Origin of the sequence: Psychroserpens sp. S379A, from assembly GCF_049800755.1 — a bacterium.
Taxonomy (GTDB): domain Bacteria; phylum Bacteroidota; class Bacteroidia; order Flavobacteriales; family Flavobacteriaceae; genus Psychroserpens.
In genome coordinates this window covers 711,859-730,120 of the sequence record NZ_JBNAFQ010000002.1, presented here as the reverse complement: position 1 = coordinate 730,120, position 18,262 = coordinate 711,859, and the positions used below count along the sequence as shown (strand labels likewise).

The window sequence follows — 18,262 nt, the reverse complement described above, 5'->3', positions numbered from 1 at the left end:
GTTATTTTTTTAATTCATCAAAAAAGGATTCGTCGTCTTCAAAAGCTGTTCCAATAACGACTACATCTGCACCAGCATTGTAAGCCGCTTCTAGTTGCTCTTTGCTTCTTATTCCACCACCAACAATTAACGGAATATTTAATTCTTGTTTAGCTTGCTTGATAATTTCTATTGATACAGGATGTAAAGCTCCACTACCAGCTTCGAGATAAATGAGTTGCATTCCTAAAAGTTCTCCAGCTCTAGCTGTGTCAACAATAAGTTGCACATTTTGTCTTGATAAAGGCTTAGTCTTAGTAACTTTTTCTACTGAAGTTTGTTTCCCATTTTCAATAAGCAAATAACCTGTTGGAATCACTTCTAAACTAGAGGATCTTAGCATTGAAACTGCTTCAATGTGTTTCCCGATTAAATATTCAGAATTTGTACCAGAAATAAGTGATAAAAACAATAAGGCATCTGCATGATTGGTTAGTTGAGTTACATCACCAGGAAATAAGACAACTGGAAGACTTGTGTGTTTTTTAATTTCTAAAACCAAGGTTTCGGTCGCATCATCATCAACTGTACTTCCTCCAATAAAAATGTGACTAGCTACTGACAGGTTTACCTTATGAATAAAATCAGATGCCATTTCAATGGCCATTTTATCTGGATCGATTAATACTGCCAAAAGTTTTTCACTTTTAGATACTGAATCTAATATGTTATTGTAAACTGCTTTCATTTAAGTCGTAACAAAAGCACACGTAAATCCTTCAAATTCTAGAAAATGTGTATTGTATCTATGTTTTTTGTTTTGGTAATCTATCCAAGCTACTGTTTCTTTATCTTCAAGCATAAACGGAATGACTAAAAAATGCTCTCTAAACAACATACCAGGAGTCGCAAACAACTTATACAACGATTCTTTTATACACCAAATAACCGTTAACTTATTAATGTAGTCGACATTATTTTCAGCTAAATAATTAAACTCATAATCTACAAACTTATGCGCAATGATTGTAATTTTTGGTCGCTGCTTTTCGATATCAATTCCTACTTCAGCATCACTAATTATCACTCCAGAAAAAATAAAAGAATGCGTAATAGAAATATGCTTTCCATCTTTTAAATATGGTTTTCCATTATCATCATAATATAAATCTTGATCTGTATAACCAAACTCACGAAGCAAATGACGCACACTTAAAAATCCGCGTTGATGCAATTCACTTTTCATTCCTAAAACTCGTTTCAAACTATTTGGTTTTAAATCTAATGGCTGCATTAAATCGTCATACGACTCTGCAATCTTCCAAATTTTAACAACAGTTTGTGAGTCAGGCTGTATAGTTTTATAAAGTGGCATTTAATTATCTGAAACTTAATGGTTATCTTTGCACAGCCTAAAGCTGATTTAGGAATTTTAAACAGGCGAATTTAGCCAAATTAAACACTAAAGCCAAAGGCGAATCTTAATAATAAATAAAGTTAAAATTTATATGAATACAAAAACATCAACTTACGTACCTTATAAAGTAAAAGACATGTCTCTTGCGGCTTGGGGAAGAAAAGAAATTGAATTGGCTGAAGCTGAAATGCCTGGATTAATGAGTCTTCGTGAAGAATACAAAGATTCACAACCTTTAAAAGGTGCTCGTATTGCAGGATGTTTGCACATGACCATTCAAACTGCAGTGTTAATCGAAACCTTAATTGCTCTTGGTGCCGAAGTAACTTGGAGTTCTTGTAATATTTTTTCAACACAAGATCAAGCTGCTGCTGCCATTGCAGATGCTGGAATTCCTGTGTATGCTTGGAAAGGTATGAATGAAGAAGAATTTGATTGGTGTATAGAACAAACCTTATTCTTTGGTGAAGATCGTAAGCCTTTAAACATGATTTTAGATGATGGTGGCGATTTAACCAATATGGTTCTAGATAAATATCCTGAATTAGCTGAAGGTATTAACGGACTTTCAGAGGAAACAACAACAGGAGTACATCGTTTATACGAACGTGTAAAAAACGGAACGTTACCAATGCCTGCGATTAACGTTAACGATTCAGTGACTAAATCTAAATTTGACAACAAATATGGTTGTAAAGAATCTGCAGTAGATGCGATTCGTCGTGCAACAGATGTGATGCTTGCTGGAAAACGTGTAACCGTTTGTGGTTATGGCGATGTTGGTAAAGGAACAGCAGCTTCTTTTAAAGGTGCTGGAAGTATTGTAACCGTTACCGAAATTGATCCTATTTGTGCTTTACAAGCAGCAATGGATGGTTTTGAAGTTAAAAAATTAGAAACGGTTGTAGGAAATTCTGATATTGTAATCACAACAACTGGAAACAAAGATATTGTTCAAGGACGTCATTTCGAAGCTTTAAAAGACAAAGCGATTGTTTGTAATATTGGTCACTTTGATAACGAAATTGATATGGCTTGGTTAAATGATAACCATGGTCACACTAAAAATACAATCAAACCTCAAGTTGATAAATATACAGTTAACGGAAAAGATATTATCATTTTAGCTGAAGGTCGTTTAGTAAATTTAGGTTGTGCAACTGGTCATCCAAGTTTTGTAATGAGTAATTCTTTTACAAACCAAACTTTAGCACAAATCGAACTATGGAACAATGCCGAAGCTTATAAAAACGACGTGTATATGTTACCAAAACACTTAGATGAAAAAGTAGCAAAATTACATTTAGAAAAAATTGGTGTTGAGCTTACCGAATTACGTGATGATCAAGCTTCTTATATTGGTGTTAAAAAAGAAGGGCCTTTTAAACCTGAACATTATCGTTACTAGATTATTAGATTTTTAGAGCGCTTCGCTTTTAGATATTTAGAAACCCTTGCAGACATGTAAGGGTTTTTTTTATGTCATTGCGAAGAATTTATCACGTTGTAATCTCTTGAGTTGTTATGGCAATTTTAATTTGGCTTTATACCAAATTAAACCACGCTTTACACTACTAGTTTTGCAAAACCTTATGTGGACGTTTTACAAAAGCTAGCCGTTACAATCGTTATTGCGAAAAACGTTATCGTCCACTTGAAGGATTTTTCTAAGTCGAAAAAATGTCACATTAAAGAGTTGCCACTTCGAGTGATTTTTGAGAAACGAAAAAATTGTATCGAGAAGCTAATAACCAGTAACCAACAATCGCCTTGCTCCATTTAATCCGCATTTTTGATAGTGATGATACGCTTTGGCTGCACGTTCACTTATTTGTATATCAGTTTCATTTAAAATCCAACCATCAATAGCCCATTTTAAGGTATAGGCTTCTGGAGCCATTAAACCTGTAGTCCAAACCAACGGATTGGCTTTGGTTTTACTCAAATATGGTTTAAAAAAATCCTTACTTATACAAGCTAAAATAATGGCATCACGTTTATTATTGTTTGTCGGTTCAAAATTCCCTTCTACATCAAATTCCATAAGTCCATCATGACCAATATATGATATCAACTGAGCATTACCTCCAAAAAACAAGTCTTGCTTTTGGTATTCAATTTTAACTGGATTTCGTCCTGCAGATGCCTCCAAAAAATCAATGGTGGTTTGCTTAATGTACTTTCCGTCATAAGCATCAGCTAAAAGATATGTATTGGTTGTTTTATGTTTAAATAAAACTCGTTCAAGAACATGGTTTCCGATATTTTTTTCCGAAGACAATAAAGTCCAATCCTTAGAGTTTTTAAAGTGAGTTTTGACACCATATAAGGCAGACCAGTATAAGTTTCCGTTAATATCTTGTCCATTACCTAATTTAGATGGCACAGGAACAATACCTTGATTAACATTATCACATAAAGCAACAAAAACATGAATGGTTTTAGCTTCTTGAGCATTCAAATTGAAAACACAAATTGAAAACACTATATAGATTGATGAAATTATTTTTTTCATAAAATGAATAACGACTCTATAGCAAAAATAGTATCTTTATAATTCAACATTTTATATGCAATTCACACCAAAACTTACCAACATAGAAACCTCAATTTTTTCAGTCATGAGTGCTTTGGCGAACAAGCACAATGCTATTAATTTATCGCAAGGGTTTCCAAATTTTAAAAGCGACCAAAAACTCATTGATGGTGTCACTAAAGCCATGAATTCTGGTTACAATCAATATGCTCCAATGGTTGGAAGTTTGGAACTCAGAGAAGCCATCTCTAAAAAATTTGAGCTTCTATACAACTCAAGTTATCATCCTGAAACCGAAATTACCATTACTGCTGGAGCCACTCAAGCTATTTTTACTGTGATTTCTACGTTTATAAAACCTGAAGATGAAGTTATCATTTTTAAACCAGCTTACGATAGCTACCAACCTTCTATAAAAGCTAATGGAGGAACAGCAATTGCTATTGCTTTAGAAGCACCTAATTATACCATTAATTGGGATTTGGTGAAACAAGCCATCACTTCTAAAACAAAAATGATTATAATCAATACACCTCACAATCCTAGTGGAACTGTATTGACAAAAAACGATATGCTAAAGCTTCAAGAGCTCACTCAAAACACTAATATTATTGTATTAAGCGATGAAGTGTACGAGCATATTATTTTTGATGAAGAACAGCATCAAAGTGTGTGTTTATTTTCAGATTTAAAACAACGCAGTTTCATTACAGCATCCTTTGGAAAAACCTTTCATAATACTGGTTGGAAAGTTGGCTATTGTTGTGCTCCTAAAGCATTAATGGAAGCCTTTAGAAATCTACATCAGTTTAATGTATTTTCTGTGCATCATCCTACTCAAAAAGCATTGGCAGAGTATTTACAAGAGCCAAATCACTATTTAGAGCTACCAAAATTTTACCAAGAAAAACGAGATGCCTTTTTAAACCTCATCAAAAATTCGAGGTTTAAGTTTACACCTTCAAAAGGCACTTACTTTCAAGTTTTAGACTATTCTGAAATTACAGGTATGAATGATGTTGAGTTTGCTAGACAATTAACTACTAAAAATGGAATCGCTTCCATTCCATTATCTGTATTTTACGACAACAAATTAGACCACAACGTGTTGCGCTTTTGCTTTGCTAAAACCAATGACACTTTAAAGCAAGCTGCAAACATTCTTAATAACATTTAACACTATCACAAGTGACTTTTAAGATGATTTTGTTTCTAATGTATTGAACATAAAATTTAATACAATGAAATACTTAGTAAGCATTTTTATCATCATGATTAGTTTATCTATAAATGCACAAGACATTGAAAAAAATGGAAAACTTTATCAAGTTAAAAATGAACGCATCTTTTTAGATGGAAAAGATGTTACAGATACTTTAAATCTTGAAGAAAAAACTGCAATTATAAAACAATCTCGTTTAATTGCCGAAAAAATAGAACTCAACGAAAAAGCTAAAAAACTAGAAAAAAACACTGAAAAAGCTGAAAAATCACAAAAAATAGCCGAAAAGAAGCAAAAAAAGGCAGAAAAAGAACTAAAAAAGAGATTAAAAGCTCAAAAGCAATTAGATAAAACCACAAAAAAATTAGAGAGTTCTCAAAAAAAATACAAAAAACTAAAACACAAAGGCAAGCTATCTCCTCAAGATGAAACTAAATGGTTAAAAAAGATTGAGAAATTAAATGCGAGTTTAGAAAAGGCTAAAAAGAAAGTCTGAGTCATAGTAATAAACTAGAGTTTATCTCAAAATTTGTAATTTTAGTTCATGAAAAATGAATTACAAATTGCCTTAGTCCAATCTAATTTAGTTTGGGAAAACCCAAAACAGAACAGACTAAATTTTAGTAAAAAAATTGCATCCATTTCAGATTCTGTAGACCTTATTATCTTACCAGAAATGTTTACTTCTGGTTTTACAATGAATCCTAATAATGTAGCAGAATCAATGACAGGAGAAACCATCTCTTGGATGAAAGCACTTTCCGAAGAAAAAAATGCAGCCATTACTGGAAGCCTTGTTATTAAAGAAAATGAAAACTTTTACAATCGTTTAGTATTTGTTCATCCTAATGGCAATATAGAAACTTACGATAAACGACATACCTTTACTTTGGCTGGCGAACATAAGGTTTACAAAGCAGGAGAAGATCAAATTATTATAAATTATAAAGGTTGGAAGCTAAAACCGCTTATTTGTTATGATTTACGATTTCCTATTTGGGCAAGAAACAAAGAAAACTACGACCTGTTATTTTATGTTGCCAATTGGCCAAAAGTGAGGATTAGTGCTTGGGATGCATTACTACAAGCACGAGCTATTGAAAATATGAGCTACTGTATTGGTGTTAATCGTGTTGGTCTTGATGGAAATAACCATGAATACTCTGGACATTCTGCAGCTTATGATGTTTTAGGAAAGCGAATAGATTCGATACCAAATGACAAAGAAGCTATCGAAGTTGTTTCTCTAAACAAAGAGCATATTGATACTTTCAGAAACAAGCTAGGATTCTTAAATGATAGAGATGAGTTTAATCTAGTGTAAACACTTCTTCTGGATAATCCCAACCTGCTCGTCCATCAATTATACCTTTAGCATAACTCACACGCTCTGGCTGACGTTGTAATAGGAAATTACCTGAATCCCATTTTTGATTTCCATTAGTATCGTAAATCACTCTAATATAATATTTGTTAGGATCTAAATTTTTGAAATCAAATAAACGTGCTTCTGTTGCAAATTGCTCGTACTTCACTTCTCCTTTTTCGGTTGTTAATTGAACAATTACAGGATATACAGCATTCTCTAATCGTACTCTAATATTGGTGTAATCTGCCAGCTTTTTTGTTCTTAGAGTAAAACTCAAAGTATCATTAACATTTCCAAAAAAATCTTCAAAGGTGTTTGGCAACATTTGAATGTTATAGTTTTCAGATTCTTTTTTTTCAAACTTAAAACTATACTTGTTTTTTAGTTTATCAAAACTTGTTGTAAAAGGCACTTCAATTGAATCTTTATCTAAAATAGTCACTTGATCTTGATCTATTGTATTAAAAGGCGTAGCACTTATAATCTCGAAATCTTCATTAAAATTTAGGGTTCCCAGTTGTAATGCGTTTATTTCTAAAGAATCTTTTTCAATATCTCTAAACTTATGAGTTAATGTATCAATAAATGTTTTGTTTCTAATAACAAAACGTGCTGAGTCTATTTCAATCTTTGGTTTATACCAATAGTATAATGTATCTTTAGTGTTGTCTTTAGTAATTCGTTTTTCAAAACCTTTAGGTGTATCTCCTAACATTTCAATTGTCATATCCTTATCATCACCTTGGTATCCAAAAGCAATTCTTTGTCCAGCAATTTGTTTAGGTCTAGCAACATCAAAATCTAATTCTTCTTTAAATAATTTTAGAGTATAGGTTGTATCGGTTGGCACAGAAACCACACCTTCATAAAAGCCTATTTTGTCACTCTTTTGTTGGTAGGTAAAGTTTCCGTTTTCATCTTTAAGAGCGATGAGTTTATACTGACCTTCTTTAATATTATCAATACTAAACTTAGTTAAACTATCTAATGTATTAGTAATGTATTTAGGTTTTTGTTTGTAAACTGTTGAATCTGTATAAGTAGAATCTAATTCATATAACATCACAGAAACAAAATTATCTGGTTTTAATTTTTCGGCATCAACAATAGTTCCTTTTACTGAAAGTGAGTCTATAACATCACCTGTTGAAAACACATATCTGTAATAATCGTATGGATTTTCTTCATTATTATCTACAATACTTTGTCCGAAATTAAAAGCATATGTGGTATTATCTTCAAGCGTATCATTAATAACGATCTTAATATACCTGCTAGCATTTCCTAAAGGTGTAATCGTAGGTTCAGTATCCATTGGAGGTGAAATAATAAGTTGCTTCTGCAAATCTTTTACCTTAATAAATTCGTTAAAATAAATACGAATTTCATTTCCTTTAAAGTTTGTAGAAAAATTTTCAGGAATGACTTTAGTAATCAAAGGTGGCTCCTTATCTATCGCTCCACCAGAAGGTCTACCTCTATTAGCACAAGTATAAAGCAAGCTTATGCTCAATACTAAAACTAAAATTCTAAACCATTTTGTACGCATTGTAAATTCTAAATTTTGAACAAATTAACAACTATTTCAACCATAGTCAAAACAATTAACGCGCTTTTGACACTCAAGCTATATTCTAATCTGTAATTGCCATTGTCGCGATACTCAATTTCAAATTATCTATTGTAAAAAGCACATTTGCACAAGCTTCTAGTGTGGCTCCTGTTGTAATAATATCATCTACCAACAATACATGTTTATTCTTTAAGGTTTCAAATTGTGAAATGGTAAAATTTGTTTGACTATTTGAGCTTCGTTTCAATCGGTCTTTAAATACTTGAGTTTTTGTTGCAGAAGTTTTTATAAGCGTACTCGAATCGTAATCTGCCTCTAAAGCCTTTGCTAAAGCACTTCCAAATTTATCTACTTGATTATAACCTCTCTGTTTTTGTTTTGATTTATGTAATGGCACAGGAACAACAACATCAATATTTTTGTAGGCATCAGAATGTTTAAGGGCTTCGCCTAACCATTCTCCAAGAACTTGACCAACAACCTCGTGTCCTCTATACTTTAAATTATGCATGAGTTGCTGTACAATTCCTTTTTTAGAAAAATGCAATAATGCTGTTGCTTCTTCAAGTTTAACACGTCCATACATTATTTTATGAACAGCATTAGACCTGTCAAAATGAAAATCTGTTAGTGGCAATTGATGTCTACACGTTGTGCAAATATGTAGTTCATTGTCGGTCAAATAGTTTCGACAACCCAAACAAACCTTCGGAAAAAACAAGTTTAACAAGTTTTTTATCATTTCATCGATTAAAATCAATTATCATATTCATATTCTCTAGTTTCGCATAGTAAAATAACAAAATTAATAATGATAGTTAACCCTCAATTATTTAACTATAGATTAATTATTGGTTCATTAATAGTTGCCGTAACGGTTTTAAGCGTTTTTAGTTACACTAATTATCAATCCATTGAAGCGCATCAACAATTTTTAGAACAAGAAAAGAAACTCGTTGAAAGTGAGTTGTCTCAAATGATAACAAGATACGATGAGGTTTCCGTTTCAAATGATTTAATCACATCACAACTTGAAGTTGCTAAACAAAATACTAAACTCGCTTTAGATTCGCTTAGTATGCTTAAAAGTGATCTTTCAGTTATTTCAAGATTTAAAACACAACTTTACGGTTTAAAACTAAAAAATAAAGATTTATTTAATACTATCGATTCTCTTAATCTAGAAAATCAAAATCTTAAGGAAGAAAAGTCAATTGCTTTTACCGAACTTGTTAAGCAACGAAAAGTTAATACGTCTCTATTAGAAGAAAACAAAAACCTAAACAAGAGTATAGAAAAAGGAGCTTTGTTAACAGCTAATTCATTCAAAGCTAAATCTTTCATTAAAGTTCTTGGAAAAAAACGAGCTTCAAACAACGCAAAAAAAGTAGACCAAATAGAAGTTTGTTTTACACTTGCTGAAAACACATTAACTGAGCAAGGAGAAAAGGAAATTTACATTCAAATTGTTAATCCACAAAACAATGTTGTGTCCGATAAAGGTGCAATTAGTTTTGGTGACACCTCACTAATTTATAGTTTGAAAAAAATTGTAGAATACAACAATGAAGTCCTTGATATTTGTTTAGATATTGAAGCTGATGTTGATGAAAGACCACTTACTGCTGGAACTTATTTTATTAATGTTTTCAATAAAGCTCGTAAACTAGGAAGCACTCAGGTAACATTAAATTAAATAACATTATATAATTTATTAAAAACCGCTCTGTAAATTGGAGCGGTTTTTTATTTTTGCACCATGGCAAACGACGATCAATTTAAAAAAGTAATCTCTCACGCAAAAGAGTATGGTTACGTGTTTCAAAGTAGTGAAATCTACGACGGATTAAGTGCAGTATATGATTATGCTCAAAACGGAGCAGAACTCAAAAAAAATATTCGTGACTATTGGTGGAAAGCCATGGTTCAAATGCACGACAATATTGTTGGTATTGATGCTGCTATATTTATGCATCCAACCACTTGGAAAGCTTCTGGTCACGTTGATGCTTTTAACGATCCATTAATTGACAACAAAGATTCTAAAAAACGTTATCGTGCAGATGTTTTAGTAGAAGACTATTGTGCTAAAATTGAAACCAAAATTGAAAAAGAAGTCAAAAAAGCAGCTAAACGCTTTGGAGATGCTTTTAATAAAGAAGAATTTGTAAGCACTAACGGAAGAGTTCTTGGCTATCAAGAAAAAATTGATACTATTCTTAAACGCTTAGGTCAGTCGCTTGAAAAAGAAGACCTTGCAGATGTTAAAGCCTTAATTGAAGAGCTTGAAATTGCAGATCCTGTATCTGGTTCTAAAAATTGGACAGATGTAAAGCAATTTAACCTAATGTTTGGAACCAAACTTGGTGCTAGTGCAGATAGTGCGATGGATTTATATTTACGTCCAGAAACTGCGCAAGGAATTTTTGTAAACTTCTTAAACGTTCAAAAAACTGGACGAATGAAAATTCCGTTTGGAATTGCGCAAACAGGAAAAGCCTTTAGAAATGAAATTGTTGCTAGACAATTTATTTTTAGAATGCGTGAATTTGAACAAATGGAAATGCAATTCTTCATTAAACCAGGTACACAAAAAGAATGGTTTGACTATTGGAAAGATACACGTTTAAAATGGCATAAGTCACTAGGATTAGGAGACGACAATTATCGTTTTCACGACCACGAAAAATTAGCACATTATGCAGATGCTGCTACAGATATTGAGTTTAAATTTCCATTCGGATTTAAAGAATTAGAAGGCATTCACTCACGTACTGATTTCGATTTGAAACAACACGAAGAATTCTCAGGAAAAAAACTTCAGTATTTCGATCATGAAGACAATGCAAGTTACACGCCTTATGTTTTAGAAACCTCTATTGGTTTAGATCGTATGTTCTTGGCTGTATTTTCTAATGCTTTAGAAGAAGAAACTCTAGACGATGGAAGCGTTAGAACTGTTTTAAAATTACCAGCTGTTTTAGCTCCAACAAAAGCAGCTGTTTTACCATTAGTTAAAAAAGATGGTTTACCAGACATTGCCAAACAAATTATTGACGATTTAAAATGGGATTTTAATGTCACTTACGATGAAAAAGATGCTGTTGGAAGACGTTACAGACGACAAGATGCTAACGGAACTCCATTTTGTATTACTGTAGATCATGATACTATTGAAGATAACACAGTAACCATTCGTCATCGTGACACTATGGAGCAACAACGTGTTAAAATTGACGATTTAAAAGACATCATTAAACAAGAAGTAGATGTCAAGCATTGGCTTCAGAAGATGAAATAATTTAGTTGAGTAAAAGTTAATCGTTCTGTCATTTAGAGCGAAATCGATAAATCTATATTAATGATTTTTAAGACATTTCGACTGTGATCAATGTGACAGGCATGAATTAATGGTAGTTCAAACAACCTATTTTTAAAAATACGCCTTTAATTGAATCGTTCCTGTGTGAATGGTTTTACTGGTTTCGGTTTTTCTTCCGAAGTAATTCAAATTCAAATCTAAAAACTTGGTCAGTTTCTTCTGTGCTAACAAACTCCATGTAAAATTGTTTCCAGGTTGTAAACCTTCTAAAATTTGATAGGCTACAGGTGTATTTAGATTGCCATCATATTCATTTTTAAAATAATTAACTTCACCTGTTAGAGCTATTTTTTGTCCGTTGTTATAGGTAAATGATAATCCAAAATTATTCTGAAGCAAACCTTCTTTATCACCTATTGTATTATCTTTAGTTGTGTATTGATAAAATACATCAAAACGCGCATTTTCATTAAAAATATAAGACAGTTTAGGCTCCATACGAATTTGATCTAACTCATAATTTCTAGACACAAAATTTTCATTGATACTCTCATGAATTTCAAAACTTGATTCAAAATTTATCAACCAACTTTTTGCAAACTTATGATTGAACTGAAGTTGATGACTCTGCAATTTGTTTTCTTGAAATCCTACAGACAAAACAGAGCGATTGGTATTGTTTAAAAATGTATACGACGTGGTATAATGCTGTTTCCCTCTGTTAAAGAACAAGACATTTCTCACACTTTTGTTAAGCGCTAATTGATTGTCGTCGTCTTTAGAAAATGGATTCAAATCAAAAGTATTGCCTTGTCGTTCATCTTTTCTATCAATTAAATAAGACGTCTGATTGTAAAAATGAGACCAAAACTTTTTAGACTTTTGATCTGAAGTTGACCATTGCTGCGGATTGATAGTTAACGTTTGACTCAATCTATTTTGATGAGTTCTCACAAAAACTTGATTAGGTAATAACACACGAATAAAACTGCCTTCGTCTGCAAATTGTGCCAATTCAAATTCGTCTAATTCTTGTATACCATTAGTATTATAGTCAACCCAAGTGTAAGCACCTTGTCCTGGTTCGACTTCTACATAAGTAAAATCTTGTCGTGGCAATGTTCCAGAATTGGTTTCAAAAACTGTATTCCAAATCACCATATTATTAAATAATTTTTGATTGAAGCTTAATCTAGAGTTTAACGATTGGTCATCTTCTAAGTTTGAATCCACTTGCTTTAATCGTCTGTAATTTGCAAAAAGGGCTAAATCTGTATGCTTGTTTTTTATAATTCTAGACTTTAAATAATAGGTGTTTGATGAATTTACTTTTTCAATACGATTTAGCCTTAAACTATCATTAACTCGTTGTTTAAAACCTATTTCAACAAATACGTTTGTACTATCTCCAATACCTGTAAACACTTCGTAAGACGTAAAACGCTGACTTAAATTTGTGAGTGAATCATTAGACCTTAAACGTTGCTCATTATCTTCCATCGCTAATTTTGTTCCTACCCATTGAGTTCCAAAATTATATACAATTCGGTTAAAGGAACGTAAAAATGTAGATTGCGAGTTACTACTTTTATTACTTAAATAACTTGATTCTGAATAAACATTGAATTGTTTCAACCGCAAATTAGCCATCAAATTATGACGATTACCATTAAAATTTTCAGAGTAGTTTAAGTGTTCAAATTTATAATTTGCTGTTCCTTTTTTGGGATGAACTAATTCTAATCCTGAAGAAAGTAAACTCTGATTTCCTAAGGGATTCTCTAAATTCCAATCACGATTAAATTCAGGTCTATACAAACGTTCAATGGTTCTAAAATCTTTCTGAATGATATCTGCATCACCAAAAGCATTCAAATTCCATAAACTATCTGTTTTAATAATTTGCTGTTTTACAGTTAATTTACCAGCAAAACCATCATTATCGCTATCATCAATATCAGAAAACAAATTCAAATCGTTTCTGCTACCAGCCAACTCAAATAAAATATCTGTTTTTTCTGAAGGTTTATAGCTTCCATTTACAACAGCAACTTGCAATTTTACAGGAGCAATCAATTGCACAATAGGCTTGTAACTTCCTTGTGGAACACCATTATCTGGTTCGACATATTCATAGATGTTTTCTATGGCATTACTATTTATCAACACATAATTTCCTTGACCTTCACCTACCAATGTGAAACGAACACTATACAATTCATCTTCCGGATTGTTTGAAAACACGAAAATTTCTTCTCCTCCAACAATCTCCTTTTTATATAAAATACGATTTTCATCAAAAGATTCTTCAACATCAGAAGGTGCTACCATTAGGTTTTGGTCATCACCAGCTTGAGAAAGAATTTCTACCTGTTCTGAAGACAAATTTTGCTGTAAGGGTTGATTTTTTGAATCAGATTCAGAATACACAGAAACACCGAGTTTTAATTTTTCAGTTTCATAATTGCCTCCTCCAAACACTGTAAAACGAGAAAAATTTCGTTCACTAAACTGATAATCGACAGTAATTCGCATTTCAGAAGTGATAGGAAATGAAGAATTGAAAATGATTTCACCAGCATTATAATCGATAATATAATCTTTGTTTTCGCCACGTTCAATGGCAATTCCATTCACATAAACGGTTTCACTTCCAGAGACAATAAGCACAAACAATTCACTATTTGGTCCGCTCAGTTTATATGGTCCTTGATTGCCTTCTTGAGCTGTAAACTGACTGCTCGTAAACTGCCCTCTTACAAGTGCTCCAGCAGCAAATAAATTGGTATCAGATTCCTCTTTATCAAAATCTACATTTACTAATAAACCTTGAACACGTTTGGTAAAAGCTGCAAAATAGCTCTCATCATTTACCAAATCGATATCACCTGCTCTTATGCTCCAAGAATCACTAAACAGTTCAATAAAAACCTGATCGAATTCATCTAATCGTTGCGAATAACCACTCTCTTGTAAAGGAATATTAGCATCTTGAATCGATGCTCTAAGCGACACTTTATCACTCAGCTTTCCTGAGATTTGCAAATCTAACTCACTATTTAAAACTGAATTTTGATTACTTCCTATCGTGACACCTCTAGAAATACTACCAGAAGTACTCAGTCCATCAAACGGTAAAAACGAACGTTTTACATTAGATTGGTTGAGCTTGTATAAGCGTTGCAAATTATCTGTATTTTCAACAATAATACGTTCATCTAATTGAAAATATGTTTTAGTTATAAAATCTGGATATCTTAAATAATCAATAACAATAGAATCTGTGTCTATCGATTTTTTGAAGGTTAATAGCGCTTTTGAGAAATCGACATTATAATATGTTGAGTCAATTATGGTATTATCTTTTCGTCTTAAAATGAAACTATTGGTATTGATGCTAACTGTATCAATTTTTATAGAATCTCTTACTGCTACTTTTTTGGTTCTGTAATTAGAGCTTGGCTCTTGCGCAAAAGCAGAACAACACATCATAAAACAGATAAAAGAAATAGCAATTTTCATCAAGTATATAAACTTCTAAAGCCGAAAAATATTTTATGGTTAAAACCTCCTTAAAATAATAGTGTAAAAGTACAGTATTATTTAATTTAGACCGATAATCAACATTTAACAAAAAACATCTAATAGATTTATAATATGAAAATAGTTTCTTATAATGTAAATGGTATTCGAGCTGCCATGAATAAAGGTTTTATCGATTGGCTAACCAGTGCAAGTCCAGATGTAATTTGCCTACAAGAAATTAAAGCCATGAAAGAACAAGTAGATATTGAAGCCATAGAAAATGCTGGCTACAAATACAATTATTGGTTTAGCGCTCAAAAAAAAGGTTATAGTGGAGTTGCTATTTTGAGTAAAATGAAACCCAATCATATTGAATACGGAACAGGTATAGAATCTATGGATTTTGAAGGTCGTAATTTAAGAGTTGATTTTGATGGTTTATCTGTGATGAGTATGTATTTACCCTCTGGAACCAATGATGCTAGATTAGCACATAAATTTGAATACATGGATATGATTCACGACTATTTGAATGATCTTCGAAAAAAATTACCAAACTTGGTTGTTTTAGGTGATTATAACATTTGTCATGAAGCCATTGATATTCACAATCCAAAAATGAAAGGTGTTTCTGGGTTTTTACCTGAAGAACGTGAATGGCTAGGAAACTTTATCAATAGTGGATTTATAGATTCGTATCGTTATCTCCATCCTGAAAAACAAGAATTTAGCTGGTGGAGTTACAGAGCCAATGCTAGAGCAAACAATAAAGGTTGGCGATTAGATTATGCGATGGTTAGCAAACCTTTACAAGAAAACATAAAACGAAGCGTTATCCTAACGGAAGCAGTGCATAGTGATCATTGTCCGATTCTAGTAGAAATAGACTAATTATTAATCGAAAATAAATCAACAACAAACCCAATAAACAATTAAACCTATGTTTAAAAAATTGTCTTTAATAGCATTAACTTTAATACTAACAAGCTCATGTGTTTCGAAAAAAATATATGAAGATTTAGAAGATAAATATGCCGAATTAAAAAAAGAAAACCGAAAGCTGTCTGATGACTATCAAAATCTTCAAGCTGCTTTAAATAGCGCTGAAATTGATTTAGAAAATCTTCAAAACGATTATGAAACCACATTAGCGCAACGCAACAAATTGCAAACCGATTATGATGCAACAAAAGCTAACCTTGATAATTTAAATGCTTCATATACTGCTTTAGAAAAAAATAGCTCTGCTGCAATTGCCGAAAATTCTAAGAAAAATCGTGAGTTATTAGCTCAACTTGAAGCCAAAGAACAAGCGCTTTCAGCCGAAAACGCAAGACTAGAAAAATTGAAGCAAGAACTAGAAGCACGTTCTCAACGTGTTGCAGAACTTGAAACCATGATTGCATCTAAAGATGCTGCTATGACCAAACTTAAAGATGCTATTTCTAGAGCATTAACCGATTTTGAAGGTAAAGGCTTAACTGTAGAACAACGCGATGGAAAAGTATATATTTCTATGGAAAATAAGTTGTTATTCCAATCTGGAAGTTGGGCTGTTGGTTCGCAAGGAAAACAAGCCGTAAAACAATTAGGTGAAGTCTTAGCTGAAAATCCAGACATTGCCATTTTAATTGAAGGTCATACAGATAATGTGCCATACAAAGGCAATACACAATTGAATGGCAACTGGGATTTGTCGGCAAAACGTGCCACTGCAATTGTTAGCATTTTGAGAGAAAACGAAGCGATTAATCCAGAAAATTTAACAGCAGCAGGTCGAGGAGAATTTGCGCCTGTTGCAAGTAATGATTCTGCTGAAGGCAAAGCTCAAAACCGTCGTATTGAAGTGATACTGACTCCAAAACTAGATGAGATTTCCAAGCTATTGAATGACATATAATAAATAATCTTTATAACCTGTATCATAATTATAGACTCTTCAATCGTGCCTCTTTCTAAATGACAACATTATCTTTTTTTGTCATTCTGAGCATAGCGAAGAATCTCCGACTAATTATAAAACTTAACATAGATTTAGACCTTACAGGTTTCTATAAACTGTAAGGTCTTCTTATATTTACAATCAATATTTGATTAAGGTAAATGTCGCACTGAGCATTACTGAAATGAAAATATATTTTCATTGAAAGTACCAAAGCAAAGCTTTTAAAAGTGTCTTTTCAATTATAAAATTATGTTCAATTAAAAAGATTCCTGCCTTCGCAGGAAATATTATGAGATATACAACACTACCAAAAACTGATATAAAAGTTAGCAAAATATGCCTAGGCACTATGACTTGGGGAAACCAAAACACACAAGACGAAGGTTTTGCTCAAATGGACTTGGCTGTAGATAAAGGCATCAATTTTTTTGATGTTGCCGAACTTTATCCTGTTCCTGCAACTGCCGAAACTTATGCTGAAACCGAACGTATTATTGGCAACTGGTTTGAAAAAACAGGTAAACGAGATCAAATCGTTTTAGCAACCAAAATTGCTGGACCAGGTGATTATACTGCTCATATTAGAACCAACGGTTTTAGTAAAGAAGCTCTAAATGAAGCTGTAGATAACAGTTTAAAGCGACTTAAAACCGATTATATTGATTTATACCAATTGCATTGGCCAGAACGACAAACCAATACCTTTGGTGTTAGAGATTATACACACAATCCAAACGACAGATGGACAGATAACTTTAATGAAATTCTCCATAATTTAGATGAGATTATTAAATCTGGAAAAATTCGTCAAGTAGGTATTTCAAATGAAAAAGCTTGGGGAACGATGCGTTATTTAGAAGAATCTAAAACTAACAATTTACCTCGAATGATCACCATTCAAAATGCATATTCCTTATTAAATAGAGTATTTGAAGGTGATATGGCTGAAATTTCTTTGCGTGAAGATATTGGCTTATTAGCTTATTCTCCAATGGCATTTGGTGTATTGTCTGGAAAATATATAAAAGGTATCGAAGCAGATAATGCGAGACTAAAATTGTTTCCAAGATTTGCAAGATATAGTGGTAACAAAGCTACTGAAGCGACGAAACGTTACCTACAAATTGCCGAAGATCACAACATGACCTTAGCACAAATGTCGTTAGCCTTCGTAACCGAAAGACCGTTTATAACAAGTAATATTATTGGAGCAACCTCTTTAGAGCAATTAGAAGAAAATATTGATAGCATTAATATTAATCTAAGTGATGAAATAATGACAGCCATTAATGCTGTACATGCAGAATTGCCTAATCCTGCACCTTAATCAAACTTATAATATTATGTCATTCCGACTGAAGTGGAGGAATCTAT

General features: G+C 32.4%; 15 protein-coding genes. 9 read left to right on the top strand and 6 right to left on the bottom strand.

The annotated features are described in order from the left end of the window. Position 1: 1 nt before the first annotated feature. Positions 2–727: a geranylgeranylglyceryl/heptaprenylglyceryl phosphate synthase gene (locus ACP15M_RS07990; protein ID WP_425076666.1), complete on the bottom strand. Its 726-nt coding sequence runs from the start codon at positions 725–727 to the stop codon at positions 2–4. Beyond that, positions 728–1,354 carry a 4'-phosphopantetheinyl transferase family protein gene (locus tag ACP15M_RS07985; protein ID WP_425076665.1) on the bottom strand — a complete coding sequence of 209 codons (627 nt, stop codon included), beginning with the start codon at positions 1,352–1,354 and terminating at the stop codon, positions 728–730. Between the two features lie 133 nt (positions 1,355–1,487). Here ACP15M_RS07985 and ahcY point away from each other — a divergent pair, with 133 nt between their 5' ends. Continuing rightward, positions 1,488–2,804 (top strand): adenosylhomocysteinase, encoded by a 1,317-nt coding sequence (ahcY, locus tag ACP15M_RS07980; RefSeq protein WP_425076664.1) that lies wholly within the window; start codon positions 1,488–1,490, stop codon positions 2,802–2,804. A 336-nt stretch (positions 2,805–3,140) separates the two neighbouring features. Here ahcY and ACP15M_RS07975 read toward each other — a convergent pair whose 3' ends face one another. Next, entirely contained in the window at positions 3,141–3,911 is a 771-nt protein-coding gene (locus tag ACP15M_RS07975) for a hypothetical protein (protein WP_425076663.1), read from the bottom strand. 55 nt (positions 3,912–3,966) lie between these two features. Between ACP15M_RS07975 and ACP15M_RS07970 the strand changes: the two genes are divergently transcribed. The 3 genes from ACP15M_RS07970 (at position 3,967) to ACP15M_RS07960 (ending at position 6,478) form a co-directional block, all read left to right on the top strand. After that, on the top strand, positions 3,967–5,109 hold the full coding sequence (locus ACP15M_RS07970) for a methionine aminotransferase (protein ID WP_425076662.1): 1,143 nt from the start codon (positions 3,967–3,969) through the stop codon (positions 5,107–5,109). Between the two features lie 64 nt (positions 5,110–5,173). Continuing rightward, a complete protein-coding gene (locus tag ACP15M_RS07965; protein WP_425076661.1) occupies positions 5,174–5,650 on the top strand; it encodes a hypothetical protein in 477 nt (158 codons plus the stop codon). Between the two features lie 48 nt (positions 5,651–5,698). Further along, positions 5,699–6,478, top strand: coding sequence for an amidohydrolase (locus ACP15M_RS07960; protein ID WP_425076660.1), 780 nt, complete (start codon positions 5,699–5,701; stop codon positions 6,476–6,478). Here the strand turns inward: ACP15M_RS07960 and ACP15M_RS07955 are convergent. After that, complete coding sequence (locus tag ACP15M_RS07955; protein ID WP_425076659.1) at positions 6,465–8,072, bottom strand: Ig-like domain-containing protein; 1,608 nt, start codon at positions 8,070–8,072, stop codon at positions 6,465–6,467. The genes ACP15M_RS07960 and ACP15M_RS07955 overlap by 14 nt on opposite strands. Before the next feature lie 85 nt (positions 8,073–8,157). Beyond that, positions 8,158–8,733: a ComF family protein gene (locus ACP15M_RS07950; RefSeq protein WP_425076658.1), complete on the bottom strand. Its 576-nt coding sequence runs from the start codon at positions 8,731–8,733 to the stop codon at positions 8,158–8,160. 174 nt (positions 8,734–8,907) lie between these two features. Between ACP15M_RS07950 and ACP15M_RS07945 the strand changes: the two genes are divergently transcribed. Next, a complete protein-coding gene (locus ACP15M_RS07945) occupies positions 8,908–9,792 on the top strand; it encodes a hypothetical protein (RefSeq protein ID WP_425076657.1) in 885 nt (294 codons plus the stop codon). A 63-nt stretch (positions 9,793–9,855) separates the two neighbouring features. Continuing rightward, positions 9,856–11,397 carry a glycine--tRNA ligase gene (locus ACP15M_RS07940; RefSeq protein ID WP_425076656.1) on the top strand — a complete coding sequence of 514 codons (1,542 nt, stop codon included), beginning with the start codon at positions 9,856–9,858 and terminating at the stop codon, positions 11,395–11,397. A gap of 132 nt (positions 11,398–11,529) precedes the next feature. On the opposite strand, the gene ACP15M_RS07935 is transcribed toward ACP15M_RS07940, so the two are convergent. Next, complete coding sequence (locus ACP15M_RS07935; protein ID WP_425076655.1) at positions 11,530–14,940, bottom strand: hypothetical protein; 3,411 nt, start codon at positions 14,938–14,940, stop codon at positions 11,530–11,532. Positions 14,941–15,075: 135 nt separating this feature from the next. Here ACP15M_RS07935 and ACP15M_RS07930 point away from each other — a divergent pair, with 135 nt between their 5' ends. The 3 genes from ACP15M_RS07930 to ACP15M_RS07920 all read left to right on the top strand — a co-directional run bounded on the left by ACP15M_RS07930 (position 15,076) and on the right by ACP15M_RS07920 (position 18,215). Continuing rightward, a complete protein-coding gene (locus ACP15M_RS07930) occupies positions 15,076–15,834 on the top strand; it encodes an exodeoxyribonuclease III (RefSeq protein WP_425076654.1) in 759 nt (252 codons plus the stop codon). A 49-nt stretch (positions 15,835–15,883) separates the two neighbouring features. Further along, positions 15,884–16,843: an OmpA family protein gene (locus ACP15M_RS07925; protein WP_425076653.1), complete on the top strand. Its 960-nt coding sequence runs from the start codon at positions 15,884–15,886 to the stop codon at positions 16,841–16,843. 334 nt (positions 16,844–17,177) lie between these two features. Next, positions 17,178–18,215, top strand: coding sequence for an aldo/keto reductase (locus tag ACP15M_RS07920; protein WP_425076652.1), 1,038 nt, complete (start codon positions 17,178–17,180; stop codon positions 18,213–18,215). The last annotated feature ends 47 nt before the right edge of the window (positions 18,216–18,262 follow it).

What these genes read in the sequence shown, in the direction of transcription:
- ACP15M_RS07955 (WP_425076659.1), bottom strand. Translation starts at nt 8,072, where the DNA reads ATGCGTACAAAATGGTTTAGAATTTTAGTTTTAGTATTGAGCATAAGC.
- ACP15M_RS07985 (WP_425076665.1), bottom strand. Translation starts at nt 1,354, where the DNA reads ATGCCACTTTATAAAACTATACAGCCTGACTCACAAACTGTTGTTAAA.
- ACP15M_RS07990 (WP_425076666.1), bottom strand. Translation starts at nt 727, where the DNA reads ATGAAAGCAGTTTACAATAACATATTAGATTCAGTATCTAAAAGTGAA.
- ACP15M_RS07930 (WP_425076654.1), top strand. Translation starts at nt 15,076, where the DNA reads ATGAAAATAGTTTCTTATAATGTAAATGGTATTCGAGCTGCCATGAAT.
- ACP15M_RS07935 (WP_425076655.1), bottom strand. Translation starts at nt 14,940, where the DNA reads ATGAAAATTGCTATTTCTTTTATCTGTTTTATGATGTGTTGTTCTGCT.
- ACP15M_RS07970 (WP_425076662.1), top strand. Translation starts at nt 3,967, where the DNA reads ATGCAATTCACACCAAAACTTACCAACATAGAAACCTCAATTTTTTCA.
- ACP15M_RS07920 (WP_425076652.1), top strand. Translation starts at nt 17,178, where the DNA reads ATGAGATATACAACACTACCAAAAACTGATATAAAAGTTAGCAAAATA.
- ACP15M_RS07965 (WP_425076661.1), top strand. Translation starts at nt 5,174, where the DNA reads ATGAAATACTTAGTAAGCATTTTTATCATCATGATTAGTTTATCTATA.
- ACP15M_RS07960 (WP_425076660.1), top strand. Translation starts at nt 5,699, where the DNA reads ATGAAAAATGAATTACAAATTGCCTTAGTCCAATCTAATTTAGTTTGG.
- ACP15M_RS07945 (WP_425076657.1), top strand. Translation starts at nt 8,908, where the DNA reads ATGATAGTTAACCCTCAATTATTTAACTATAGATTAATTATTGGTTCA.
- ACP15M_RS07925 (WP_425076653.1), top strand. Translation starts at nt 15,884, where the DNA reads ATGTTTAAAAAATTGTCTTTAATAGCATTAACTTTAATACTAACAAGC.
- ahcY (WP_425076664.1), top strand. Translation starts at nt 1,488, where the DNA reads ATGAATACAAAAACATCAACTTACGTACCTTATAAAGTAAAAGACATG.
- ACP15M_RS07940 (WP_425076656.1), top strand. Translation starts at nt 9,856, where the DNA reads ATGGCAAACGACGATCAATTTAAAAAAGTAATCTCTCACGCAAAAGAG.
- ACP15M_RS07975 (WP_425076663.1), bottom strand. Translation starts at nt 3,911, where the DNA reads ATGAAAAAAATAATTTCATCAATCTATATAGTGTTTTCAATTTGTGTT.